Annotated in this window: 26 protein-coding genes; 16 read left to right on the top strand and 10 right to left on the bottom strand. The window is 67.9% G+C overall.

Annotation, left to right across the window (positions count from 1 at the left end; all coding sequences use genetic code 11):
• Positions 1-187: 187 nt before the first annotated feature.
• Both ATE62_RS15230 and ATE62_RS15225 read right to left on the bottom strand, forming a co-directional pair.
• Positions 188-3,106 (bottom strand): M16 family metallopeptidase, encoded by a 2,919-nt coding sequence (locus tag ATE62_RS15230; protein WP_058808783.1) that lies wholly within the window; start codon positions 3,104-3,106, stop codon positions 188-190.
• Positions 3,107-3,148: 42 nt separating this feature from the next.
• The gene (locus tag ATE62_RS15225; protein ID WP_231736284.1) at positions 3,149-4,294 is read right to left on the bottom strand and encodes a GGDEF domain-containing protein; all 1,146 of its coding nucleotides are present in this window, start codon (positions 4,292-4,294) and stop codon (positions 3,149-3,151) included.
• Between the two features lie 166 nt (positions 4,295-4,460).
• Here ATE62_RS15225 and ATE62_RS15220 point away from each other — a divergent pair, with 166 nt between their 5' ends.
• Entirely contained in the window at positions 4,461-6,458 is a 1,998-nt protein-coding gene (locus tag ATE62_RS15220) for a lipoxygenase family protein (RefSeq protein WP_058808782.1), read from the top strand.
• Between the two features lie 150 nt (positions 6,459-6,608).
• On the opposite strand, the gene purC is transcribed toward ATE62_RS15220, so the two are convergent.
• On the bottom strand, positions 6,609-7,388 hold the full coding sequence (purC, locus tag ATE62_RS15215) for a phosphoribosylaminoimidazolesuccinocarboxamide synthase (RefSeq protein ID WP_058808781.1): 780 nt from the start codon (positions 7,386-7,388) through the stop codon (positions 6,609-6,611).
• A gap of 324 nt (positions 7,389-7,712) precedes the next feature.
• Between purC and ATE62_RS15210 the strand changes: the two genes are divergently transcribed.
• Positions 7,713-8,636, top strand: a complete 924-nt coding sequence (locus ATE62_RS15210; RefSeq protein ID WP_058808780.1) for a crotonase/enoyl-CoA hydratase family protein — start codon at positions 7,713-7,715, stop codon at positions 8,634-8,636.
• Here ATE62_RS15210 and ATE62_RS15205 read toward each other — a convergent pair.
• The 3 genes from ATE62_RS15205 to ATE62_RS15195 are packed head-to-tail and all read right to left on the bottom strand — an operon-like array spanning position 8,627 to position 9,600.
• The gene (locus ATE62_RS15205; protein ID WP_058808779.1) at positions 8,627-8,836 is read right to left on the bottom strand and encodes a hypothetical protein; all 210 of its coding nucleotides are present in this window, start codon (positions 8,834-8,836) and stop codon (positions 8,627-8,629) included. The two genes, ATE62_RS15210 and ATE62_RS15205, sit on opposite strands and share 10 nt — an antisense overlap.
• An 18-nt stretch (positions 8,837-8,854) precedes the next feature.
• Complete coding sequence (locus ATE62_RS15200) at positions 8,855-9,277, bottom strand: SRPBCC family protein (protein ID WP_058808778.1); 423 nt, start codon at positions 9,275-9,277, stop codon at positions 8,855-8,857.
• Entirely contained in the window at positions 9,274-9,600 is a 327-nt protein-coding gene (locus ATE62_RS15195) for an ArsR/SmtB family transcription factor (protein ID WP_058808788.1), read from the bottom strand. The genes ATE62_RS15200 and ATE62_RS15195 overlap by 4 nt, the downstream gene beginning before the upstream one ends.
• A 139-nt stretch (positions 9,601-9,739) precedes the next feature.
• Between ATE62_RS15195 and ATE62_RS15190 the strand changes: the two genes are divergently transcribed.
• Positions 9,740-10,210, top strand: coding sequence for a RidA family protein (locus ATE62_RS15190; protein WP_197411702.1), 471 nt, complete (start codon positions 9,740-9,742; stop codon positions 10,208-10,210).
• On the opposite strand, the gene ATE62_RS15185 is transcribed toward ATE62_RS15190, so the two are convergent.
• The gene (locus ATE62_RS15185; protein ID WP_058808776.1) at positions 10,207-10,623 is read right to left on the bottom strand and encodes an Lrp/AsnC family transcriptional regulator; all 417 of its coding nucleotides are present in this window, start codon (positions 10,621-10,623) and stop codon (positions 10,207-10,209) included. The genes ATE62_RS15190 and ATE62_RS15185 overlap by 4 nt on opposite strands.
• Positions 10,624-10,740: 117 nt before the next feature.
• Here ATE62_RS15185 and ATE62_RS15180 point away from each other — a divergent pair, with 117 nt between their 5' ends.
• Positions 10,741-11,643: a TolB family protein gene (locus tag ATE62_RS15180; RefSeq protein ID WP_058808775.1), complete on the top strand. Its 903-nt coding sequence runs from the start codon at positions 10,741-10,743 to the stop codon at positions 11,641-11,643.
• Here ATE62_RS15180 and ATE62_RS15175 read toward each other — a convergent pair.
• On the bottom strand, positions 11,628-13,259 hold the full coding sequence (locus tag ATE62_RS15175; RefSeq protein WP_058808774.1) for an alkaline phosphatase D family protein: 1,632 nt from the start codon (positions 13,257-13,259) through the stop codon (positions 11,628-11,630). The genes ATE62_RS15180 and ATE62_RS15175 overlap by 16 nt on opposite strands.
• A gap of 58 nt (positions 13,260-13,317) precedes the next feature.
• On the bottom strand, positions 13,318-14,439 hold the full coding sequence (locus tag ATE62_RS15170) for a DUF3667 domain-containing protein (RefSeq protein ID WP_058808773.1): 1,122 nt from the start codon (positions 14,437-14,439) through the stop codon (positions 13,318-13,320).
• A gap of 78 nt (positions 14,440-14,517) precedes the next feature.
• Here ATE62_RS15170 and ATE62_RS15165 point away from each other — a divergent pair, with 78 nt between their 5' ends.
• The 12 genes from ATE62_RS15165 (at position 14,518) to ATE62_RS15110 (ending at position 23,069) form a co-directional block, all read left to right on the top strand.
• Positions 14,518-15,798: a glutamate-5-semialdehyde dehydrogenase gene (locus ATE62_RS15165; protein WP_058808772.1), complete on the top strand. Its 1,281-nt coding sequence runs from the start codon at positions 14,518-14,520 to the stop codon at positions 15,796-15,798.
• A gap of 102 nt (positions 15,799-15,900) precedes the next feature.
• The gene (locus tag ATE62_RS15160) at positions 15,901-16,437 is read left to right on the top strand and encodes a hypothetical protein (protein WP_156420585.1); all 537 of its coding nucleotides are present in this window, start codon (positions 15,901-15,903) and stop codon (positions 16,435-16,437) included.
• Positions 16,438-16,491: 54 nt separating this feature from the next.
• Complete coding sequence (locus tag ATE62_RS15155; protein WP_058808770.1) at positions 16,492-16,746, top strand: CopG family ribbon-helix-helix protein; 255 nt, start codon at positions 16,492-16,494, stop codon at positions 16,744-16,746.
• Entirely contained in the window at positions 16,746-17,030 is a 285-nt protein-coding gene (locus tag ATE62_RS15150; RefSeq protein WP_058808769.1) for a type II toxin-antitoxin system RelE/ParE family toxin, read from the top strand. The genes ATE62_RS15155 and ATE62_RS15150 overlap by 1 nt, the downstream gene beginning before the upstream one ends.
• Positions 17,027-17,680: a nicotinate-nucleotide adenylyltransferase gene (locus tag ATE62_RS15145; RefSeq protein WP_058808768.1), complete on the top strand. Its 654-nt coding sequence runs from the start codon at positions 17,027-17,029 to the stop codon at positions 17,678-17,680. Before ATE62_RS15150 ends, ATE62_RS15145 begins: the two co-directional genes overlap by 4 nt.
• Complete coding sequence (gene rsfS, locus ATE62_RS15140; protein ID WP_197411701.1) at positions 17,677-18,072, top strand: ribosome silencing factor; 396 nt, start codon at positions 17,677-17,679, stop codon at positions 18,070-18,072. The genes ATE62_RS15145 and rsfS overlap by 4 nt, the downstream gene beginning before the upstream one ends.
• A gap of 33 nt (positions 18,073-18,105) precedes the next feature.
• On the top strand, positions 18,106-18,534 hold the full coding sequence (locus ATE62_RS15135) for a 23S rRNA (pseudouridine(1915)-N(3))-methyltransferase RlmH (RefSeq protein WP_058808767.1): 429 nt from the start codon (positions 18,106-18,108) through the stop codon (positions 18,532-18,534).
• On the top strand, positions 18,531-19,745 hold the full coding sequence (locus ATE62_RS15130) for a murein hydrolase activator EnvC family protein (protein WP_058808766.1): 1,215 nt from the start codon (positions 18,531-18,533) through the stop codon (positions 19,743-19,745). Before ATE62_RS15135 ends, ATE62_RS15130 begins: the two co-directional genes overlap by 4 nt.
• Positions 19,746-19,878: 133 nt before the next feature.
• The gene (locus ATE62_RS15125; protein ID WP_058808765.1) at positions 19,879-21,276 is read left to right on the top strand and encodes a S41 family peptidase; all 1,398 of its coding nucleotides are present in this window, start codon (positions 19,879-19,881) and stop codon (positions 21,274-21,276) included.
• Between the two features lie 109 nt (positions 21,277-21,385).
• Entirely contained in the window at positions 21,386-21,868 is a 483-nt protein-coding gene (locus ATE62_RS15120) for a disulfide bond formation protein B (protein ID WP_058808764.1), read from the top strand.
• Complete coding sequence (locus ATE62_RS15115) at positions 21,865-22,383, top strand: demethoxyubiquinone hydroxylase family protein (RefSeq protein ID WP_058808763.1); 519 nt, start codon at positions 21,865-21,867, stop codon at positions 22,381-22,383. Before ATE62_RS15120 ends, ATE62_RS15115 begins: the two co-directional genes overlap by 4 nt.
• A gap of 77 nt (positions 22,384-22,460) precedes the next feature.
• Complete coding sequence (locus ATE62_RS15110) at positions 22,461-23,069, top strand: hypothetical protein (RefSeq protein ID WP_058808786.1); 609 nt, start codon at positions 22,461-22,463, stop codon at positions 23,067-23,069.
• 256 nt (positions 23,070-23,325) lie between these two features.
• Here the strand turns inward: ATE62_RS15110 and ATE62_RS15105 are convergent, their stop codons facing one another.
• Positions 23,326-24,657 (bottom strand): metallophosphoesterase, encoded by a 1,332-nt coding sequence (locus ATE62_RS15105; RefSeq protein WP_197411700.1) that lies wholly within the window; start codon positions 24,655-24,657, stop codon positions 23,326-23,328.
• Positions 24,658-24,782: the final 125 nt, after the last annotated feature.

Below are 24,782 nucleotides of genomic sequence, written 5' to 3'. Positions count from 1 at the left end.
ACTTAATCCTCCCTGCGGCGAAGCCGTGGGGAGGGGGACCACCCGCAGGGTGGTGGAGGGGTTGATGCCGTGAGCGCCTGCTCAAGGCCGCCACCCCTCCACCATGCTTCGCATGGTCCCCCTCCCCATCGCTTCGCGACAGGGAGGATTAGGATGTCCGCTCCCGCCCGAAACTGGCCCTAAGCCCTCAACTCCCCGCCTTGTCGCTCACCGCCTTGATCACCAGCGCCTTGTCATCGGTGAGGTAGCGTTTCGCGAGCGTCTGCAACTCGGCCGGGGTCGCGGCCTCGACCTCGGCCAGGCTCTTGCGGCTGCGGTCGAGGCGCGCTTCCTTGCTCGTCGCGGCGCCCACATAAGGGAGCCAATAAGCGTTCTCGCGCCGCGCCTTGGTCATCGCCTCGAGCATCGGCCTGCGCGCGCGGTCGAGCAAATCGGTGTCGACCGGCGTGTCGCGCAGCGCCTTGGCGATCCCCAGGATCGCGCCGCGCGTCGTCGCGAGGTCCTTGTAATCGATGTTGCTCGCCGCGAAGAGATGGCCGTAGCCGGGGAAATCGTCGGACAGGCTGGCGCCCGCGCCGGGGCTGTAGCTTTCGCCGAGCTTCTCGCGCAATTCCTCGGTCAGCATCAGCTGCATCACGCGCGACAAGAGTTGCAGCCGCATCGCTTCGCCAAGGTCGCTGTCGTCGCGCGCCGGCCAATAGACGCGAAGCTCCGCCTGTTCGGCCGGCCCCTTGTGGATCAGCGTCCGCTCGCTGCGGTCCCTGGCATATTCGCGGATGCGCGCCTCGGGGCGCGGGTCGAAGGCCGGGCGGCGCTCGGGCAGCGCGCCGAAGGTCGATTGGATCGCCGCGATCGCCGCCGCCTCGTCGATGTCGCCGACGACGCCGACCTCGATCGCGCCATGCGCGAAGCTGTCGGCGACCGCGGGCTTCAGTCCCGCCCAGTCGAGCTTCAGCATCGTGGCGAGCGGCGGGGTGGTCGCGCGCGGGTCGTTGTTCGCGAGGATGCCGCCCGCGTCGCGCGCGATCACCGCCGCCGGCGTCGCGTCGTTCGCGGCATATTGCTGCGGCAGGAAGCGGCGGATCAGCGCGAGCCCGTCGGCGCGGTAGCCGGGGTGGGTGAGGTAGGCGGCCATCAGCTGCGCCTGCAGCTGGAAATCCTCGGGCGAGGTGCGCGCGGTGCCCCCGAAGCTGTCGGTCGCGCTGCCGACGCTGCTGCCGACGGTCTTGCCCGCGAGGATCGTGCTGAGCTCGTCGCGGCTGTGCGCTTCGAGGCCGCCGAGGCTGATCGAGCCCGCGAGCGCGACGCGCGTCGGATCCTCCTTCGTGGCGAGCAGGCTGCCGCCGTCGATGCGCAGCGACAGATAGACCGTGTCCTTCTGGAAATCGGTCTTCTTGATGTTGAGCATGACATTGTTGGCGAAGCGGATGCGGCGGATGCCGAGATCCTCGATCCGCGTGTCGCTGACGATCTTTCCGGGGGCGCCGAAGTCGGTGTAGGCGAAGGCGGTGCTCGCCGCCTCGGCGGGCGCGGCGACCGCGACCTGCTGCGAGGTCTCGAGCGCCGCGAGGATCGCGCCGGTGCCGCCCTCGACCGGGGTCTTCGACGTCACGCGCACCAGCGGTGCGCCATAGCCCTGCATGCGCGCCTTGAACGCGGCGCTGACGCTCGCGGCATTGAGCGAGGGCGCCACCGCGTCGAACTGCGCCTGCGCGGTTTCGGGGCGGTTGACGACGAAGTCGCCCTTCGCCGCCTCGACGAGCGTGTTCGCCAGATTCTCGCTGCGCCGCGTGTCGACGCCGGCGACAGCATTTTTGAGCGCGGTGCGGCGGTTGGCGAGCTGCTCGTCGACCTCGGCCTGGGTGAAGCCATGCTCGACGGCGCGGCGCCATTCCTGCTCGATCAGCGCCTGCGCCTCGCGCCACGCGCCTTCCTTCGCCGTCGCGCCGATCGTCACCTGGTCAAAGACGTCCCAGCCGTTGCTGTCGCCGAAATAGCCGTTCAGGATCGGCGAATCCTCGGCGAGCGCGAGCTTGGCGAGGCGGCGCGAGATGATCGCCTCGCCGATGCCCTCGGCAAGATCCTTGGCGCGCTGGGCGCTGGTGTCGCCGCGCTTCACCCACGGCTTGAAGGCGGTGATGGTGACGCCGTCGGCGATTGCGGGATCGACGAAATCGTCGGCGGCCGCGGCGCGTTTATAGTCGATCGTGCCGATATCGGGGTCGGCGCCGGCGGGACCGCGCCCCTGCCAGTCGGCGAAGCGCGCCTTGATCTTCGCCTCGACCGCCGCGGGGTCGAAATCGCCGACCATCACCAGCGTCGCGCGCTCGGGGCGGTAATAGCGGTCGTAGAGGTCGCGAATGCGCGCGGCGGGGGCCGACTGGATCACCTCGACCGTGCCGACGGGGATGCGGTTCGGCGCGCTCATGCCCTTCATCTGGAAATCGAGCTGGTCGATCAGGCTGCGCAGCTGATAGGTGTCGCGTGCGCGGCGCTCGGAGAGGATGATCCCGCGCTCGCGGTCGACCGCGGCGGGGTCGATGGTGAGCTCGCTCGCGGTCTCGCGCATCAGCATCAGCCCCGTGTCGATCAGGTCGTCCGAGGCGTTGGGCAGGTCGAGCTGGTAGACGGTCGCATCAAAACCCGTCGAGGCGTTGGTGTCGGCGCCGAAGGCGAGCCCCTTGCGTTCGAGCAACTTGATCATCTCGCCCTCGGGCACGCCCTTCGACCCGTTGAACGCCATATGTTCGAGGAAATGCGCGAGCCCGCGCTGGTCGTCGGCCTCGGCAAAGCTGCCGACGTCGAAGCGCATGCGCAGCGACACGCTGTCCTTGGGCGTGGCGTTCTTCATCAGCGCATATTTCATGCCGTTGGGGAGCACGCCGAAAACGATGTTCGGGTCGACCGGGATATCGCTGGCGGCGAAGTTCCATGCCCTGGCGGCGTCGGTTTGAGGATTTGGAGTCTGGGGGTTCGTCGTGGCCGCAGCCGCTGCGGTTGCAGGCTCGCGCGCGGCGAGCGGCGCGGGTCCGGCGAGGGCGAGAGCGGCGGCGAGGGCAAGGGGCGACAGCGCGGACGAAGCGCGCAGCAAGGGACGGAAGGTCATGGTCGATGTCTGGCCCCGCCCCGCCGAGGGGTCAAGCCGCGCTCATCCGATCTGCACGACGCTTTCGACGGACGACATGGGGGCGCGGTCGGCGGCCTTGGCGGCATAGACCGCGCGGTCGGCGACCTCGAACAATTTCTTGGCGCTGCCGCCGTCGCCCGGCCAGCGCGCGACGCCGACGCTGGCGCCGACGTGGATCACCGCGCCGTCGATGCGATAGGGCGCGGCGAGTTCGGCGAGCAGATGGTCGGCGAGCGCGGTTTCGAGCAAAGGCGAGCCCGCGGGCACGAGGATCGCGAACTCGTCGCCGCCCTGCCGCGCGACCATCGCATGATGGCCGCAGGCGTGGCGGAGGCGCGCGGCGACTTCGCAGAGGAGGGCGTCGCCGACGCCGTGGCCATAGCGGTCGTTGACCGGCTTGAACCCGTCGAGGTCGAGCAAGGCGATCGCGAAATGCGTGCCCGGCTTCGCCGCGGCGATTTCCTGGTCGAGCCGCGCGTCGAGCTCGCGGCGATTCCACAGGCCCGTGAGCGCGTCGGTGTGCGCAAGGTCGCGCATCTGCTGCTGCAGCTGGAGCAGGTCGACCAGCTGGCCGTGCTGCTGCACGATCATGCGCAGGAGGAAGGCGGTGGCGACGAACAGGCTGGTCCCCGCCGCGATCTCGGGCGGGTTGCCCGACGTCAGCATCAGCAACATGATCGGAACGAGCCCGATGCCGAGATTGACGAAGGTCGCGAAGCGGATCGCAGAGAGGCAGTATGCGGTCGCGAGCGAACCCATCGCCATGATCATCGCATAATAGCTGTGCGCCTCGGGCGGCGCGGCGAGCCAGTTGATCACCGTCCAGCTGCTGCACATCGCCCCCATCGTCCCCGACAGCCAGGTCGATTCGACGATCACGTGCCGCGCGCGGCGCACGCTCATCCGACGGCCGCGGTTGCGCCACAGGATCAGGAAACCCAGCAGGCTGACCACCGCCAGGATCACGGGGAAACCGATGCGGATAAAGGGATGCACCGTCTCGACCCCGCCGTAGATGGCGGTCGGCGTCGTCGCCGCGAGGGTCAGGAACAGCATCGGGGTCAAGGTCTCGACGCGGTGCGCGCGGAGCAGCGCGACATCGTCGCGAATCGCGTCCGGAACCGGCGGGAACACCCGCGTCCGCAGCCAATGATAGACCCCCGTCATGGAGGGGTGGATATCAAGCGGGGGTAAAGCATCGGTTAAGGAACAGAATCCCCGATTTTCATGAGGCTACGCGCCTAGCACGATCGGCGCGCTTGCAAAATATTAACCATGTTTTGCGAAGAGCCGTCCCCTGTCCTGCCGTACCTGTTCAAGGGGGAGCCCCACCATGTCTTTTGAGTCCACGCCGAACGCCGGCGCATCGACGCCTGCCGCACTCCACGCCATGCCGTCGGCCAGCCCTTCGCTGCCGCAGAACGACACGACGACGCAGAAGGCCGCGCGCGCGGCACAGCTGACTGCGACGCAGGCGGTCTATACCTGGTCCACCGACATTCCGACCTTGCCCGGCGTGCCGCTCGCCGCGACGGTTCCGCCGAGCAACGAGCCGACGATCCCCTGGGGGATCACGCTGGTCGGCATTTTGCTCGGCATCGCGCGCAACGCGCTCGCGGTGAAGATCGGCGGCGTCGACAAGGGCGAACTCGACACGCCGCGCGCAGAATATGAAGCCGCGCTCGCACAATGCGACGCGATCGAGGCGTCGACCGCAAAAATTGCTGCGCAGCATGGTGTGCACAATGGCGGCAATATTTTCGAGCGTGTCATCGGCGATGTCGAGGCCGCGGTCGAAGCCGCCGAGCACGACATGCATGTCGCTTTGCTCAACGGTTACAAGGACGCGCTCAAGGACATGATCGCAGTGAGTGACGATGAGGCGGCCGGGCTTGGCAGCAGCACGCCGCGCACGATCGACGCCTATCGCGCGCTGTTCGACACGCTGCCCGTTCCCGGCATCTCCTATATGTTCCAGGAGGATGACGAGTTCGCGCGGCTGCGCGTCGCGGGTCCAAACAACATGCTGATCACCCGCCTCCTCTCCATCCCCGCCAATTTCCCGATCACCGAGGCGCAGTACGCCGCGGTGGTCAACGGCGACAGCCTGTTCGATGCGCTGCTCGACGGGCGGCTGTTCATGCTCGACTATCAGGAACTGTCGGTGCTGACGCCCGGCACCTATGGCACGCAGCAGAAATATGTCGCATTGCCGATGGCGCTGTTCGCGGTGCCGCCGGGCGGCGCGTCGCTGGTGCCCGTCGCGATCCAGTGCGGGCAGGTCTCATCGGCAAGCAATCCGATCTTCACACCCTCGGTCGCCGCCGACGACCAATGGGGCTGGCAGATGGCGAAGCTGGTGGTGCAGGTCGCCGACGGCAATTATCACGAGCTGTTCACGCATCTCGCGCGCACGCATCTGGTGATGGAAGCCTTTGCGGTCGCGACGCATCGCCACCTCGCCGAAGTGCATCCGCTGTGGGCGCTGCTCGTCCCGCATTTCGAGGGCACGCTCTTCATCAACAATCAGGCGGCGACGTCGCTGATCGCCGCAGGCGGGCCGATCGACCATATTTTTGCGGGCACGATCACCACGAGCCAGCTCGCCGCGGTCGACGACCGGCTGGCGTTCGATTTCTATGGCAAGATGCTCCCCGCCGACCTCGCCGCGCGCGGGGTCGACCAGAGCTCGACGCTGGCCGACTATCCGTACCGCGACGACGCTTTGCTCGTCTGGCGCGCGATCCACGGCTGGGCCAAGGCCTATGTCGAGCATTATTATGCGAGCGACGCCGACGTGACGGGCGATACCGAGCTGACCGCCTGGACGACAACGCTCGCGGGCGAGGCGAAGATCCAGGGCTTCCGCCCGATCACGACGCGCAAGCAGCTCGTCGATATCTGCACGATGCTGATGTTCACTGCGAGCGCGCAGCATGCCGCGGTAAATTTCCCGCAAAAGAGCATCATGGCCTTCGCCCCCGCGGTCACCGGCGCGGCGTGGCAGCCGGCGCCGACGGCGCAGGCCGATCAGACGAAGACCGAGTGGCTGGCGACGATGCCGCCGATGGCGCTCGCGCTCGAGCAGCTCAACACGCTCGAACTCCTGGGCTCGCTCCATTACCGGCCGCTCGGCCAATATTACAGCAACGCTTTTCCCTATCCGGCATGGTTCCAGGATCCGGCGATCACCGCCGCGGGCGGCCCGCTGCCGAACTTCCAGGCGGCGCTGGTATCGGTCGAGGCCGAGATCGTCGCGCGCAATGCCGAACGGATGCAGCCATACACCTACCTGCAGCCGAGCCTGATCCCGACGAGCATCAATATCTGAGGGGGGAGCGCACCCCTCCTCTTCAGAGGAGGGGCAGCGAGACTTACGAACTTGTTCGTTAGTCGCAGCGGGGTGGTGCGATGAACCGCGCGCTATCGCGCGCCACCACCCCAACCCCTCCTCTGAAGAGGAGGGGCTTAAAAAGCAGTCTCAGCTGCCCTTCTTCTTCCGGTGGCTCTCTAGGTCCAGCACCGCATGGTCGCCGCCCTCGGGCAGCAGGCCCAGCCGCCGCGCGACTTCCTGATAGGCTTCGACTTCGCCGCCGAGGTCGCGGCGGAAGCGGTCCTTGTCGAGCTTTTCGTTGGTGGTCATGTCCCATAGGCGGCAGCCGTCGGGGCTGATCTCGTCGGCGAGGATGATACGGCTGAAATCGCCCTCATAGAGGCGGCCGAATTCGAGCTTGAAGTCGATCAGGCGGATGCCGACCGCGGCGAACATACCCGACATGAAGTCGTTGATGCGGATCGCCATATCCTGGATGTCGTGGAGCTCGTCCTGGCTGCACCAGTTGAAGCAGGCGATATGCTCCTCGGCGACCAGCGGATCGCCGAGCGCATCGTCCTTGTAGCAATATTCGATCAGCGTGCGGGGAAGCTGCGTCCCCTCCTCGATGCCGAGGCGCTTCGACAGCGTGCCCGCAGCGACGTTGCGCACGATCACCTCGATCGGCACGATCTCGACCTGGCGGATCAGCTGCTCGCGCATGTTGAGGCGGCGGATGAAGTGCGTCGGCACGCCGATGTTGCCGAGCAGGGTGAAGACATGTTCGGAAATGCGGTTGTTGAGCACGCCCTTGCCGCTGATCGTGCCCTTTTTCTGGGCGTTGAACGCGGTCGCATCGTCCTTGAAATACTGGATCAGCGTGCCCGGTTCGGGGCCTTCGTAGAGGATCTTGGCTTTGCCTTCGTAGATCTGGCGGCGACGGGCCATGGCTGCGTACTTTCCTGTGCGTCAAAATAGCTGGCCCCGGCGAATACGACTCATGCGAGACGCGGCGCCGGGGCGGTTCGGGGCGCCTATAGCGGCAAAGGTCGGGCGCGTCACCAGTCACGTCGCCCCCGCGAAGGGTGCCGGGAGTCACGTGCCTCCCGACACGGCCGCTGTCGGCCCATTTCCGCGCCGCTGCACAAACCGATAGCGGCCCCCGCCTCCGCGGGGGCGACGGCCTCATTTACATCTTTACGCTTACGTAAACTAGAGCTTGCCTTCCGCCGCGTCGCTTGCGACGATGGCGGCCACGACAAGGAGAGAGACATGAGCTTCGAAGAGATTCGCCTCGACCGGCACGAGGGCATCGCGCTGCTGACGCTGTACCGGCCCGGCAAGATGAACGCCTTCACCACGCAGATGATGACCGAGATCGTCGCCGCGCTCGACGAATGCGACGCCGACGACCGGGTGCGCGCGGTGGTGTTCACCGGCGACGGCGACCGCGCCTATTGCGCGGGGGCGGATCTCAGCGCGGGCGGATCGACCTTCGATTACGACAAGCGCACCGACAAAGCCGCGTTATTGCCGGACGGCACCTCGCCCAGCCCGGTCGCCGAGGACGGCACGATCGACTGGTCGCACCCGCTGATCCGCGACGGCGGCGGGCGCGTGTCGATGCGCATCTTCGAGAGCAAGAAACCCGTACTCGGCGCAATCAACGGCGCCGCGGTCGGCATCGGCGCAACGATGACCTTGTCGATGGACGCGCGCCTCGCCAGCGAGACCGCGCGCTACGGCTTCGTCTTCGCGCGCCGCGGCATCGTGCCCGAGGCGGCGTCGAGCTGGTTCCTGCCACGCCTGGTCGGCATCCAGACCGCGCTCGACTGGTGCTATTCGGGGCGGCTGATCCCCGCTGCCGAAGCGCATGAAAAGGGCCTCGTCCAGTCGGTCCACGCCCCCGGCGAACTCGTCGACGCCGCGATCGCCAAGGCACGCGAACTCACCGCCGACAGCGCGCCGGTGTCGGTCGCGCTGACGCGCCACATGATGTGGCGCATGCTCGGCGCGCCGCACCCGATGAGCGCGCACCGCTGGGACAGCCGCGTGATCTTCGCGCGCGGGCGCAGCCCCGACGCCATGGAAGGCGTGACGAGCTTCCTCGAAAAGCGTCCGCCCAATTTCACCGCGAGCGTCGCGAACGACTATCCGTCGTTCGACGAGTTCGAGGACACGCCGCCCTACGGCTGAGCGCGCCCGCGAAAATACGGCCGGAAAAACATGTAGAGGCCGGTGAACATCAAGAGGAACAGCGGCGGCAGCGGCAGGTAATAGACCCATTCGGCGGGTTCCTGCCCTGCCCCCAGCATCGCGAAGATCGCGGCGACGGTCGCGGTGAAGAGGATCGATATCCAGCGGTGGAACTGCCGGATCCACAAACTCCAATTCATAAGTCTCTCCCTGTCCGATCAATCGAGCGTAGCCACGGCTTTCTCGAGATTTTCGAGATGGATTCGCCAGCCGGCCTTGGCGCCGCCAAAGGCCTGTTTCTGGTCGGGGCGGAAACCGACCTGTTCCATGCGCAGCAAGGTGCCCGCGGGGATCGCCTCGAGCGTGAAGGTGACCGTGCTCTCGAGCCGGTACGCCGGATCGTCATGCGCATAGTTCCAGCTGTAGGACAGGCTGCGCCCCGGATCGACCTCGAGGATCTCGCAGTCGACATGGCCCCAGTCGCCGCGCAGCTGGAAACGATGGCCGAGGTCGAGGCCGAAGTCGTTCTTCATCAGCCATTCCTCGATCAGATGCTGCGTCGTCAGCGCGCGCCAGATCTTTTCGGGCGGGTGCGGGATTTCGCGCTCCACGGTCACGCTCAACACGTCGTTATCGGTCATTGATCCATCCTTTTGAGCAAATTTTCGAGATCGTCGAACCGCGCCTCCCAGAAGCGGTTCATGCGCCCGGTCCAGTCGACCAGCGGCGCGAGCGCGCGTTGCTGCGCGCTGTAATGCGTCTGGCGGCCGGCGCCGCGGCCCTGCACCAGTCCCGCCCGCTTGAGGATGCCGAGGTGCTTCGACACCGCGGGCTGCGAAATTCCCGCCCCCGCGGTGAGCGCGCCGACGGTCTGCTCGCCATGCTGGCAGAGCCGTTCGAACAGCGCGCGCCGGCTGGGATCGGCGAGCGCCTTGAAGAGCAGGTCGGGGGAAGGCTCCGGCATATTCACAACTCTCTGGCTATGAACTATCTCATAACCAGATGGTTATGAATGTCAAGCACGCCCCGACGCCGCCCTTGTGGCGGCGGTGCCGCCCATCGGGCGATGGCGCCCTGGCGCCGGCATCGCCTAGGCTTGTGCCATGGATCGCTCGCCCCTCACTGCACGCCTCTCGCGCCGAACGCTCTGCGCGGGCGCGCTGGCGGGGCTGATCCTTCCTTCCACCGGACAGACGAGGCCCGCCATGCCCAATCGCGCGATCAACCCCACCGGCGTTTCCTATGCGCAGGCGCATCTGGTCGAAGCGCCGACGCGCTGGCTGTTTGTCAGCGGGCAGATCCCGGTCGACGAAAAGGACGCGGTTCCCGCGGGGTTCGAGGACCAGTGCCGGCTGGTGTGGCGCAATGTCGAGGCGCAGCTGAAAGCGGGCGGCATGACGCTTCGCGACCTGGTCAAGGTCACCGTCTTTCTGTCCGACCGGCAATATCGCGAGGCCAATTACCGGGTGCGGCACGAGGTGCTGGGCGGCCATTCGCCCGCGCTGACGATCGTCGTCGCCGACATCTACGACGAAGCCTGGCTGCTCGAGATCGAGGCGATCGCCGCCGTCTAGCGATCCTTGTCGCGCTTCAGGATCAAGGCCGTCGTCGTATCCTCGACCCCCGCGATCAGCGCGATCCGGTCGCGCGCGGCGTTGAGCGTCGCCGAGTCCTGTGCCACAATCTCGACGAGCAGGTCGATCTCGCCGCTCAGCGAATAGCAGCGCGCGACCTCGGCCATGCCGGTCACCGCGGCGACGATGTCGGGCGAGGGCGTGCGCGCGAGCCGCAGCTGCAGGATCGCGCCGATCGCGCCCTCGTCGGCGACGCGCGCGTGATAGCCGCCGATCGTCCCCGCCGCCTCCAGCTTCGACAGCCGCTCGCGCACCGAGCTGCGCGCGAGCCCGACGGTCGCGGCGATCGTCTTGAGCGGCAGGCGGGCATTGCCGCGCAGCATCGCCAATATTTGCCGGTCGATCGCGTCCATATCCTCTCCCCGCCGCCCTTTCGGCGCCGCCGCCGCCGATCGGACGATGGCCAGGCGCTGGGCAAAGCGGCACAAATCCGCCGCGCTTCTGCTAGCGCCCTGCCGGAGGGAAAGTCCATGCCATTTGCCGCCCGTGCCGCGATCCTGTCCTGCACCGTGCTGCTCGGCGCATGCGGCGCCGCGGCCGACACGCCGGTGCCGCGCGCCGCGACGCTATGGACCCCGGCCGCGATCGCGAGCGACGGCTATGAATCCTCGCCGACCTTCACCCCCGACGGGCGAGTGATGATCTATCTCGCCGCCGACAAGGATTTCGCGACCTACCGCCTGATGCAATCGAGCTGCGAAAAGGGCGCCTGGGGTGCGCCGGTGCCGCCGTCCTTTGCGCTACCGCTGCCGGTGATCGAGGCCGACCCCTTCGTGACGCCCGACGGCAAGCGGCTCTATTATATCTCGTCGCGCCACGCGCCCGAAAAAGAGGATTTCGACATCTGGTACGTCGAGCGGACGGCGGGCGGCGATTGGGACGAGCCGCAGCGCCTGCCCGAACCGGTCAACTCGCCCGCCGCCGAACTGCTACCGCGCGTCGATGCCGCGGGGCGCCTGATCTTCGGGTCGAGCCGCAAGGGCAGCGCGGGCGGCGGCGACATTTATGTCGCGACCGAGGTGCGGCCGGGCGAATGGACGGTGGCCAATCTCGGCCCGCCGGCGAGCGCGGGCGCCAACGACTATGAGGCCGAGATGTCGCGCGACGGCCGCACGCTGATCACCGTGTCCGACCGCGGCGACCGCTCGCACCTCTACCGCTACCGCCGCGCGGGCGATCGCTGGGTCGAGGTGGGGCGGATCCCCGCCGACCCTGACCAGTTCCAGGTCGGCCCGCTGCTGTCGCCGAAGGGCGACCGGCTGCTCTTCGCGCAGCGCCACGGCGCACGCTCGGGCGAGATGTTCCTGATCGACCTGGTGCCCGATCCCGACCGCTCTTGGCCGCCCGACTGCCGTGATCAGGCGGCGTTATAGGTCCGCCGTCCGCGCATCGCGGCCATGCTGTGGCTGGCCTTCATCGTCGGACTGTGCTCGCGGATCGTCTCCAGCAGGTGCCAGCTCGCGGTCACCTTGTCGGGCGTCAGCGCGACGGTGACATAGCCGCGGTCCTGCGTGTTCGCCCATTTGAGCTGCGGCGACGCGGCGCGGATCGCGCCGACGCGCGTCTCGTCCGAAATACCGCGCGTATAGCTTTCGTAACCCGGCGAGGTGACGCTCTGCCCAGCGATCTCGATCCCCGCGGGGCTCCCGCCTTCGCTGAGATCATAGGCCCAGGCATTGTGCGTGTCGCCGGTCAGCGTGACGAGGTCGGCATCGGCCTTTTGCGCCGCGGCGAGCAGCCGCGCGCGCGCCGCGGGATAGCCGTCCCACGCGTCCATGTTGAGCGGCAGCCCCGCCTTCGCCGCGGCCTGCGCGGTGGCGACGCGGCGGCGGATATTCTCCGACAGGTCGGTGCCGAACCACTTCTCCGATTCGGGCGGGGTGAAGACGCTGCCCATCACCACCTGCTGCGCGCAGACCTGCCAGCGCGTGCCCGCCCTGGTCGAGGCGGCGAAACCGTCGAACAGCCATTTCTCCTGATCGGCGCCGAGCATCTGGCGCGCGGGGTCGCGATAGGCGGTTTCGGCAAAGGCCTTGAGCTTGGCGGTCTCATCGCCGCCGCCGGCGACGATCTCGTCGAATTCAAACGGACGGTCGCGGCCGGTGACGCGCGTTTCGGGCAGGAAGATCGTCGCGAGGTCGCCGACCTGATAGTCGCGCCAGCGCGTCTCGGCGACGGGCATCCATTCGCGGTAGGCGCGCTCGGCGGCGGCCATGCGGTCGGTCCAGCTGCCTTCGCCTTCATTGTGGTTTTCGGCGCCGCCCTTCCACGCGTCGTTGGCGAACTCGTGATCGTCCCATTGCGCGATCATCGGGAACAGCTGGTGCAGCCGCTGAAGGTCGGGATCGGCGCGATAGGCGGCGTAGCGCAGGCGATAGTCGGCGAGCGCGACGATCTCGTGCGCCGGCTGGATCTCGCGCCCGGGCAGCAATTGGCCGCGCGAGGGATAGTTGCCGACCGGATATTCGTAGAGATAGTCGCCGACATGCGCGACGAGGTCGATGTCGTTTCGCGCGTTCGCATGCGCATAGGCGTTGAACCAGCCGAAGGGCAGGTTCGAACAGGAAAAGAGCGCGAGGGTGAAGGCGCTCGTCGGCCCCTGCGGCAAGGTGCGCGTGCGGCCGGTGACCGACTTGGTCCCGTCGGGCGCGACGAAGCGGTAGAAATACCAGCGGCCGGGCAGCAGGCCGTCGACCGTGAGCTTCGCGGTATGATCGCGCTCGCCGCGCGCGGTCACCGCGCCGCCCGCGACGATCCTCGCGAAGTCGGGGGTTTCGGCGACTTCGGCGGTCAGGCGCGCATCGGAGGCTGCGGCGTAGCGCGTCCAGAGGAGCACGCTGTTCGCCCCCGGCTCGCCGCTCGCGACGCCGTGGGTGAAGCCCTGCGCCATCATCGCATGCGCCGCGCCGGGCAGCGCCAGCGCGCCGAGCCCCGCGGTGCCGAGCTTGATCAGCAGGCGGCGGTCGATCTGGCCCCAAAGCTCGTGCATCGCGATTCTCCCTTTGACACGCGCCGGTTCTCTGCCCGGTCTTTGTGACGTTTCGGTGCTACCCCATCGTGCCCAAGGCGAGCAGCAGCAGCATGAAGGTGATCACCGCCCACAGGCTGAAAAAGAGCAGCAGGCTCGCGCGCACCAGCGATCCGAAGCGCGACGAACGATAGGCGCCGCGCAGCTGACGGTACATGTGGAAGGGAACGTAGAGCATCGCGAAAAAGGTCGCGACATCGCCGACGACGGTCAGGTTGAGCAGCCGCACCACGACGAACAAGAGCAGCATGAAGCTGATCGAGTAAGTGACGAAGACGAAATGGTCATAGGTGTGGAAGCGGCGGCTGAACGGATAGAGCAGCCACATGAAGGGCAGCGACAAGGGGATCAACGCCCAGGCGAATTTATAGGCGTTCGCCTGGAGTTTGTAGAAGATCAGCGCGGGGTTGGCGAAAGCCTTGGTCAGCCCCTTGTCGATCGCGGGCACCCCGGTATCGACCTTCAGCCGCGACAGGAAATCGGCGCTGCTCATCACCTGCTCTTTGGGATCTTCGAGCACCGGCGGCCCCTTGGCGCGTTCCTCGTCGGTCATCTTGGGCTCGACGCCCAGATAGGCGGCGCCTTTCTCCAGCGTCTCGCGCTCCTCGATCAGCCTTTTCTTCTCCTCGACGGTGACATCCTTCGCCGCCAGCCGCGCCTCGACGCGCGCGACCTCCTCGTCGAAGCTCGCCTCGAGCGCGTTCGAGCGCGTCTGCGCGTCGGCCGCCTTGGCGATTCCCTCGCCTAGCCCGCCGCCACTGCCGACCATCGCGAGCACCGCATAGGTCAGGAACACCGCGAACAGGAACAAGGCGAGCGGCGAGACGAAGCGCGCGCGCTCGCCGTGGATATAGCGGCGCGTGAGATCGCCCGGCCGCCAGGCGAGCAAGGGCAAAGTGTTCCAGATCTTGCCCTCGAAATGGAAGATCGCATGGACCAGATCGTGGCCGATCGCGCCGAAGCTGCGGTGGACGTCGGCGCGCTGGCCGCAATGATGGCAATGCGAGCCTTGCAGGCTGGTGCCGCAATTGAGGCAGCGCAGCCCCTCGTGCGCCGCCGCATGCCCGTGCCCCGGCTCGACCGCGCGCGCCGCCAGCCCCGCGGTCACCGCCGCCCCGATGCCTTCGATGTCCCCTGTCATGCCGCCTAGGTAGCAGCGCAGGCCGCAGGCGCAACGGGGGACTTTCACCGTCGGCGCAAAGCATGATAGGGGCCGCGCATGACCGCCAAAGCCCATCTGTCCGCCGTTCCCGATGCCGATGCGCTGATCGCCGACATGGGCGCGCGCGCGCGCGCCGCCGCGAAAAGGCTGGCGGTGGTGCCGACCGCCGACAAGGCCGCGGGGCTGCGCGCCGCCGCGGCGCAGTTGCGGCTGCGCGCCGACTCGATCCTCGACGCGAACCGGCGCGACATGGCGGCGGGCAAGGGCGCGGGCCTGTCGGCGGCGATGCTCGACCGGCTGCGGCTCGACGACGCGCGGCTCGGCGGCATCGCCGACGCGGTCGAGGCGGTCGCGGCGCTGCCCGACCCCGTCGGCATGGAAATCGACCGCGCGGTACGCCCCAACGGGATGGAACTCAGCCGCGTGCGCGTGCCGCTCGGCGTCGTCGGCATCATCTACGAAAGCCGCCCCAACGTCACCGCCGACGCCGCTTCGCTCGGCCTCATGTCGGGCAATGCGGTGATCCTGCGCGGCGGCAGCGAAGCGGTGCAGAGCAATCGCGCGATTCATGCGGCGCTCGCCGCCGGGCTCGCCTCGGTGGGCCTGCCCGCCGACGCGGTGCAGCTGGTCCCGACCCAGGATCGCGCCGCGGTCGGTGCGCTCCTCCGCGCGCAGGGGCTGGTCGACATCATCATCCCGCGCGGCGGCAAGAGCCTGGTCGCGCGCGTGCAGGACGAGGCGCGCGTGCCCGTGCTCGCGCATCTCGACGGGATCAACCATCTCTATATCGACGGCGCGGCCGATCCGGCGAAGGCCATCGACCTCGCGGTCAACGCCAAGATGCGCCGCACCGGCGTCTGCGGCGCGACCGAGACGATCCTGATCGACCGCGCCTATCCCGCCCCGCTCGCCATCGTCGATGCACTGGTCAAGGCCGGGTGCGAGGTGCGCGGCGACAAGGAGGTCGCGGCATTGAGCCCGCACGTCACCCCCGCGAGCGCGAACGACTGGGACTGCGAATATCTCGACGCGATCGTCTCGGTCGCGATGGTCGGCGGCCTCGCGGGCGCGCTCGCCCACATCGACGCGCATTCGAGCAAGCACACCGAAGCGATCGTCACCGAGGACACCGCCGTCGCCGAACGCTTCCTCGCCGAAGTCGACAGCGCGATCGTGATGCACAACGCCTCGACGCAATTCGCCGACGGCGGCGAATTCGGGCTGGGCGCCGAGATCGGCATCGCGACGGGGCGGCTGCACGCGCGCGGCCCGGTCGCGCTGGAAGGGCTCACCACCTACAAATGGCTGGTGCGCGGGTCGGGGCAGGTGCGGCCTTGAGCGCGGCAAACAGGCGATTTCGACGGTGAGCCATTGATGCGCCGCCGAATCAAATTCGCCTTGGTCATCCTGGCAGTCGCCGCGACCCCCTTTTGCTGGTCGATGGCGCGCGACCTGTTCCCATTCCTGTTGGCTGACAAGGACGAAGCCGGCAACGCCAAGGCCGCCATCGCGTTGCAAGTCGCCGCCGAGCACAGACGATTGCATATCGGCGAAGCGCCGCTTTCGTTCTCCATTTCAATGCCGGCCCGTTGTTATTCGGTGCCGAAGGCCAGTGTCCGGACGGAGTTTCGGCTGCCGAACAAGACGATCGACGGCATCGACGAAGATTTCCGGTCGCGTTCGGACATGGTCACCATGAACGGCTATAACATTCCCTATGCCCATTTTGCCGAGCAGATCGAACTCGAAGGACTGCAGAAGAATCTCTCGCCGTTCGAACTGGCCGCGCTGAACGCCTGCATGACGGCGACGCCCTTCGCCCGCTGGTGCGACACGCATTTCGAAGAGAATATGGGGGCCGACCATGAGCAGGTCGAACAAAGGCTCGTGACCTATGGCTTCATGCGCCACGCAATCGACGAATATGGCAGCGAAATCCTGTGCACGACGATCCCCGCGATCGAGGATCGTCCCTAGGGAGCAGTCGCACGCTTCCTTGAGTCGTTTGTATACAAGTGATACACCGAGCCCATGACCAAGCATGCCGTCATCTCCGCCCGTATCGACGCCGATCTTCTCGCCAAGCTGGATCGGATCGCAGCATTCAACGAGCGCAGCCGCGCTTGGGTGATCGGCCGTCTCCTCGACAGCGCCGCGACGAAGGAGTTGGAGTTCGTCGATTTCATCCAGGTCGGGCTGGACGATATTGCAGCGGGGCGTGTCGTGCCGCACGAAGAGGTGGTCGCCGAAATCGAGGCCCGGATCGCGGGGCGTAAAGCAGCTTGATGCGGCTGCAATGGGCGGACACCGCTCAAGAAGAACTTTTTCGAGCCGCCGACTTTCTCGACGACGAAGGCATGGGCTCAAGTGCTAAGATGCTGGAAGCCGTTCTTTTGGCCACCAGCCTTTTGGTCCAGCATCCCCAGGTCGGCCCGGCGATCATGGGGTCGCGGATCAGGAAATGGCCTGTCGCCGACCATCCATTTCTGTTGCTATACGAAGTCGACCGGCATGCGATCACCATCGTGCGCTTCGTCCACAACCGCAGCGACTGGCAGTCGCTCCTGTGATCACCACCGGCCTCCTCGGCGGCAGCTTCAACCCGGCGCATGGCGGGCACCGGGCGATCAGCCTCAACGCCATCGACGCGCTGGGGCTCGACGAGCTCTGGTGGCTCGTCTCGCCGGGTAATCCGCTCAAGCCCGCCAAGGGCATGGCGCCGCTGCCCGCGCGGCTCGGCGCCGCCCAGCGCGCCGCGCGGCGCTCGCCGATCCGCGCCACGGCGATCGAGGCCGAGCTCGGCACGCGCTATACCGTCGACACGCTCAAAAAGCTGGTGCGCAAATACCCCAATCGCCGCTTCGTCTGGATCATGGGGGCCGACAATCTCGCCCAATTGCCCCGCTGGCGCGACTGGCGGGGGATTGCGCGACTCATGCCGATTGCGGTTATCGCGCGTCCGGGCTATAATGGCCGCACCCATGCTGCAGAGGCGATGGGTTGGCTTCGGCGCTTCGTCCGGCCCGGCGACCAGAAATCTCACTGGACGGACTGGAGACCGCCTGCCCTCGTGTTCCTGCGATTTTCGCCCGATGTGCGATCCGCAACTGCAATACGGCAGGCCAACCCCCGCTGGTTCGAACGCTATGCAGGCCGCGCGATGCGCGACCCGCTGACGCATTCGCGCCTGGCAGCGCATGAAAGGAATGAAAAAGCTTGATAGCCGCCAGTAAGGATGCCGCGCCCGGCGCCGCACCGAACGACAGCGTGGACGCCCTCCACGCGCTGATCCTCCACCAGCTGGACGAGGACCAGGCCCAGGAAACCATCTCCATCCCGCTTGCCGGCAAGAGCAGCATCGCCGACCATATGGTGATCGCGAGCGGCCGGTCGACGCGCCATGTCTCGGCGATCGCCGACAAGCTGGCGCAGCGGATCAAACAGGAAGCGGGCCGCCTCGTCCGTGTCGAGGGCCTGCCCAACGCCGACTGGGTGCTGATCGATGCCGGCGACGTCATCGTCCACCTGTTCCGTCCCGAGGTGCGCAGCTTCTACAACCTCGAGCGCATGTGGTCGTTCGGCGACGCGCCGCCGGTTGCCGCGGTAAATTGACGCCTCAGCCTCGCACAGGCTAGGCGAGGCGTCATGTTGCTGCACATCATCGCGCGCGGGCGCATCGGGCGCGGGCCCGAGGCCGAGCTGGTCGAGCGCTATATGAAGCGCGTGACCTGGCCGCAGAAGATCAGCGAATTGCCCGACACCGGGGGCAAGGTCCCCGCCGCGGCGCCCGGCAGCCGCACCATCCTGCTCGACGAGACGGGCGAACAGATCAGCTCGCTCGACCTAGCCAAACTCCTCGAACGCTGGCGCGACGACGGGGTGCGCGAGACACGCTTCTGCCTCGGTGCCGCCGACGGCTTCACCCCCGACGAACGCAAGAACGCCGACAAGGCGATCGCCTTCGGCCGCGCGACCTGGCCGCATCTGATGGCGCGCGCGATGCTCGCCGAGCAATTGTGGCGCGCGACCAGCATCATCGCAGGCCACCCCTATCACCGCGAGGGCCAGCAATGAGAGGCGCCTTCGCCCTGCCCATATTGGCTTTGGCGCTCGCCGGGGGCGCGCTCGCCGTCGCGCAGAGCGACGTCTTCGACCCCGCGGCGATCGCCGCCGCCGAGCGCCAGCAGCTGGTCAGCGCCAAGGCGCAATCGGCCGACGCGATGGCGCGTAGCGCCGCGCTCGAGCGCCAGGCGCAGGCGGCGACCGACGCCGCCGACCGGCTGAGGAAACGCAGCGCCGCGCTCGCGGCGCGCATCCAGTCGGCCGAGGCCGATATCAGCGCGGGCGAGGCGCGCGTCGCGCTGGTCGGGCGGAGGCTCGCGGCGCAGCGCGCGGCGCTGGCAGAGCAGGAAGCGCCCTTGCTCGAACTCACCGCCTCGCTCCAACAGCTCTCGCGCCAGCCGCCGGTGAGCGTGCTCGCGCAGCCGGGCTCGCTCACCGACATGGTGCATGCGCGCGCGGTGCTCGACGCGGTGATGCCGGTGATCGAACGCCGCACCGCGGGCGTACGCCGCGAACTCGCCCAATTGCGCGAGACGCGGCGGCAGCAGTCGGTCGCGCTGGCGGCGCTCGCGGCGAGCCGGAAGCAGCTCGCGACGCGGCGCGACGAATTGACGCGGCTCGAGAACGAGGGCCGCCTGCGCTCGCGCGACCTGATGAGCAGCGCGCGGCTCGAGGCGGACCGCGCGCTCGGGCTGGGCGAAAAGGCGCGCGACATCGTCGAGCTGATGGACACGCTCGAGGCCGACGGCACGGTGCGCGCCGAACTTGCCGCGCTCGCGGGACCGGTCGCACGGCCGCGCAACCCCGCCAGCGGCAATCCCACCGCCGCACCGCGACCCAACGCCGAGGCCCAGCTGACCGAGGGCGCCTATCGCCTGCCCGTCGTCGGGCGCATCGTCGCGGGGCTGGGCGAGGTCGACGACAGCGGGGTACGCTCGCGCGGCATCACCATCGCCGCGCGGCCCGGCGGCCAGGTCGTCGCCCCCGCGCCCGGCCGCGTGAGCTTCGCCGGCGACTATCGCGGCTATGGCAAGATCGTGATCATCGACCATGGCGGCGGCTGGACCTCGCTCCTGACCGGGATGATCGCGCTGTCGGCAAGCGTCGGCGACAGCGTCGATGCCGGCGCGCCGATCGGCCGCGCGGGCGCCGACGACGCCTTCATCACCGTCGAGCTGCGCCGCGCCGGACGCCCCGTCGACATCGCCTCGATGCTGGGCTGAACGGGGCCCGTTAATCCCCCGTTTCGCTGCTGTCCCCTATCGGGAAGCGCCGCTTGACGCCCCGGACAATGCATAGGAATATGGCTCGCCGGGGATATAAGGCGCAGACTCCGCCAAAGGCTGAAAGACGATCATGACCGAAACGACCAAGAAACCCGTGTCGACGAAGCGCCGTTTCGCGCTGTGGCAGGGCGCCGCCGCGCTCAGCACGCTCGCGCTGGTGCCGCTCGCGACCGGGGCGATGGCGACCGTCGACACCGCGACGACCGACGAGATTTCGCGCTTCATGGACGTCTTCCTCGAGGTGCGGTCGAACTATGTCGAGCCGGTCGACGATTCGAAACTGATCGAGGGCGCGATCAACGGCATGCTCGCCAGCCTCGACCCGCATTCGGGCTATCTCGACGCGCACGGCTTTTCGACCCTGCGCACCCAGACCGACGGCGAATATGGCGGGCTCGGCCTTTCGGTGACGATGGAGGACGGCGTCGTGAAGGTCATCGCGCCGATGTCCGACACGCCCGGCGACCGCGCGGGCATCAAGGCGGGCGACTATATCACCCACATCAACAAGGAACTGATCTTCGGCCTGACCCTCGACGAGGCGGTCGAACAGATGAAGGGACGCCCGGGCACCAAAGTCGACATCACCGTCGTACGCGAAGGCCAGAGCAAGCCGATGGAATTGTCGCTGACGCGCGAGATCATCGACCTGAAGCCCGTCAAATGGGAAGCGAAGGGCGACGTCGGCGTGCTGACCGTGACCAGCTTCTCGGCCGACGCGACCACCGACCTGCGCGCCGCGATGCTGGCGGTCGAAAAATCGATGGGCAAGAAGCCGCGCGGCTGGGTGCTCGACCTGCGCTCGAACCCGGGCGGGCTGCTCGACGAAGCCGTCGGGATCAGCGACCTGTTCCTCGAACGCGGCGAGATCGTCTCGCAGCGCGGCCGCCGCAAGGGCGACATCGAACGCTATTTCGCCGAGCCCGGCGACCTCGCCGGCGGCGCGCCGGTGATCGTGCTGATCGATGCGGGGTCGGCCTCAGCCTCCGAAATCGTCGCGGGCGCGCTGCAGGACCAGCACCGTGCGGTCGTGATGGGCGAGCGCAGCTTCGGCAAGGGATCGGTGCAGACGGTGCTGCCGCTGACCGAAACCACCGCGCTGCGGCTGACCACGGCGCGCTATTATACGCCGTCGGGGCGCAGCGTGCAGGAAGGCGGGATCGAGCCCGACATCCGCGTGCCGCAGCTGTCGGACCCCGATTACAAGGATCGCCCGCGCTTCCGCGAGAGCGATTTGCGCCGCCACCTCGTCAACGAGAAGAAGGTCGACAACAGCCTGCTCGAAAAGGACGAGAAGGACGATCCGCGCTTCACCGCGACCGCCGAGGAGCTGAAGGCCAAGGGTATCGACGATTTCCAGCTGAACTATGCGCTGCAGACCATCGGCCGGATCAACCCCGCGGCGCGCATGGCGCAGTCGACCAAACCGCCCGCCAAGCCCGCCGCCAAGCCGGTGCGCCGCAACTGATTTTCTTTCCTCCGTCATCCCGGCGAAGGCCGGGATCTCGACCTGGCGTCGCATCGCACCGGCGAGATCCCGGCCTTCGCCGGGATGACGATCTATACAGGTAGGTTTGATGCTGAACTCGCGTATCGCCGCGCCGCTCGTCGCGCTCGCGGCGCCCTTGCTGCTCTACGGCGGCGCTTTGGTGTCGCAGCTCGGCTTCGGCCTGCACCCGTGCGAGATGTGCTATTGGCAGCGCTGGCCGCACCAGGCGGCGATCCTGCTCGCGCTGCTCGCGCTGCTGCTGAACAAGAACGACCGCGCGATGCGCGCCTTCACGCTGCTCGCCGCGATCGCCATTGCGGTGAGCGGCGCGATCGGCGTCTTCCACGCCGGCGTCGAATATGGCTGGTGGCAGGGGCTCACGACCTGCAGCACCACGGGCAGCGGGCCGGTGACGCTCGACAGCATCATGGCGGCGCCGATCGTCCGCTGCGACGTCGCGCAATGGACGCTCGGCGGCATCTCGCTCGCGGGGTTCAACGCGATCTTCTCCTTCGCCGGCGCGCTGCTCGTCTTGATCTTGCTGCGCCGCCGGTCCACATCGGCGGCATGAGCAGCAGCGACAAAAATGCGTCGATGATCCGCGTCGACCAGGCGGGCGAATATGGCGCGACGCGCATCTACGCCGGCCAGCTCGCGGTGATGGGCGACCGCCACCCGATGGCGCGCGAGATCGCGCATATGGCCGAGCAGGAAGAGCGTCACCGCAAATTCTTCGACGCGATGGTCGCGAAGCGCGGCGTGCGACCGACCGCGCTGCAGCCGGTGTGGAACGTCGCCGGCTTCGCGCTCGGCGCGGTGACCGCCGCGATGGGGCCGCGCGCCGCCATGGCGTGCACCGCCGCGGTCGAGACCGAGATCGACCGCCACTACCAGCACCAGCTCGAAGCGCTCGGCGACAGCGATCCCGAACTCAGCGCCGCGGTCGCCGATTTCCGCGCCGAGGAGCTCGAGCACAAGGAAGCCGCGCTCGCCGCGGGTGCCGAAAGCGCGCCGGGCTACCCGCTCTTGAGCTTCGCGATCCGCGCGGGCTGCCGTGCAGCCATCGCGCTGTCGAAGCGTATCTGATAAGGAAAAGGCCTGCCCGTTCATGACGGATGCAGGCGCGCGGTGTCATGCCGCATCAAACGACGAAGGATGATCCGATGACCCGCCTCCCCCTCGCCGCGCTGTTCCTCGCCGGCAGCCTGTTCGCGCTTCCCGCCGCCGCGCAGGAGGCCGACACCAGCGCCGCCGAGAAGATCAACCAGGTCATCGTCTATGGCAATGACCAGTGCGCGCCGAGCGCCGCCGACGAGATCGTCGTGTGTAACCGCCTGCCCGAACAGGACCGTTACCGCGTGCCGCAGCTGTTCCGCGGGGGCGACCCGCTCGACCCGCGCAACCAGGCGTGGCTCAACCGCGTGACGACGATGGAGCGCGTCGGCCGCTTCGGCACCGACAGCTGCTCGCCGGTCGGGCTCGGCGGCTTCACCGGCTGCACGCAGGCGCTCGTCGCGGGCGCGCGGGCCGAGGAGCAGGCCGCCGACAAGACCGACTGGCAGGCGATGATCGCCGACGAGCGCGCCAAGCGCATCGCGGGCATCGACGCCGCCGCCGACGAGGTCGAGGCCGCGGTCGTCGCCGAGGAACGCGCGCTCGCCGAGCGCCAGAAGGCGGCACAGGACCTGGAAGCCCAGGCCAACGGCACCGCGCCGCAGCGCGAACAGGCCGACCCCGAAGCGAGCGAACTTCCGGTCCCGCCGCAGAATTGAGCTGATACTGTCCGTACGCCCGATTGGGGGGTAGGGCGGGAGCGGACATTCCTAATCCTCCCTGTCGCGAAGCGATGGGGAGGGGGACCATGCGAAGCATGGTGGAGGGGTGGAGGCCTCTAACGCTGACGCGTATCGCATCGACCCCTCCACCACCCTGCGGGCGGTCCCCCTCCCCACGGCTTCGCCGCAGGGAGGATTAAGAACGCCCGCTCCCCACCCCGAAGGCGCCCTCCGACCGCCGTCTATCCCGCCTTCACCCGCTGCAGGTCACATCCATCGACGCCGGATAATGCCGCGGATTGGTCGGCACCGAGCGCTTGACCATCAGATAGCCGAGCATGTCGCCCAGCAACGCCTGCTCGGGCACCTTCGCGATCCATTCGCCCAGCGTCTCGCTGCCGTCGCAGGCCGTGCACGGATAATTGTCGGCAAAGCCGAAGCGATTGGCCGCGACCCAGTCCTTGCCCGTCGCCTCGCTGGCGTAGCGCGTCTCGGCCGCCAGCCACTCGTAGCGCGCGTCGTGGCGCAGCAGCTTCATCGCGGGGTTGCTGCCATGGTCGGTGGTCACCGCGGGGATCGACAGGTCGAGTTCGGTGACGTTGCCGTCGCAATCGCGCAGCCGGCGCAGGTCGTTGAGATGCGTGTGGCTGCTCAAGGTCCCGACGATCTGCTTCGAGAAAGCCCCGACCAGCGCCAGATAGACGTCCTGCACCGGCCGCCCGGTATAGCGCGTCAGCCCCGGCGCGCTCCCGGTATAAGCCCGCCCCGGGTCCCAGTTCGCCCCGCCGCCATAGCCATCGATCCCCGGCGGCACATGCATCGCGACGATCACCTTCTCCTTCTTGAGCGCCGCATCGGCCAGCTGGGCGTAGAGCCATTCGATCTGCGCATTGGCGTCGGCCTGCCGCGTCGCGGCATCGACGCAGCTCGCGCCCTGGAAAGTCCCGTAATTGGGATTGAAGATCACCGTGTTGAGCGCGAGCAGCCGCAGCCCCGCGGCCGGGACGCCCGGCGCGGGCTTGCCGAGCGGATAGGCCGAATAGAAACCGCGCGCGAGCTGGCCTGCGTCGATGATATCGCCCGGCTGCGCGTTGATCACCGGCCAGGCAGAAGGGTCGCTCGCGGCGTCGAACGGCGTCTGGCCGCCGGTGGTGAAGGCGCAATAATCCTCGCCGTCGCTGTCGTTGTTGCCGGGCAGGAAGAGCAGCCTCTTCTTCGTCCCCGCGACCAGCCCCTGCAACCCGTCGAGCACCACCTTGAACTGCGTTTCGCGGGTCGCCTGGGGCTCGCCATGCGCTGGCAGGTCGCCGAGATAGAGGATGAACCCCGGATCGTCGGCGGCGATCGCCCGCTTCGCCTCGGCCTGCGCGCGCGTCCACAGGATCGCGCTCGTTTCCTGGCCTTGGCCCCAGATATCGGTGCTGTTGCCATCGTAATGGACGTCGGAGAGCGTTAGGAAGCTGCCGGGCTGGCCGGCCTGCACCGCGATCAGCGGGCGCGCGCCGTTCGAAGGCGCCGGTGCTGCCGCGCATCCGGCGAGCCCCAGCATCGCCGCCAGACCCAAGACTATCGCCGCTTTTGCCATGCTGCCCCCCCTCCTTTGCCCCCCCTGCCCCGTCATCGAAGACTGGGCGCGAGGGAGCGGAGAGTCAAATGGGTGCGAACCGCATGATCCTCCCCGCTCGCGGGGAGGGGGACCGCCGAAGGCGG

Source organism: Sphingopyxis sp. HIX (genome assembly GCF_001468285.1).
Taxonomy (GTDB): Bacteria; Pseudomonadota; Alphaproteobacteria; order Sphingomonadales; family Sphingomonadaceae; genus Sphingopyxis.
Note: the sequence above shows the minus strand (reverse complement) of the source record. Positions and strands in the feature narration are given on the sequence as shown.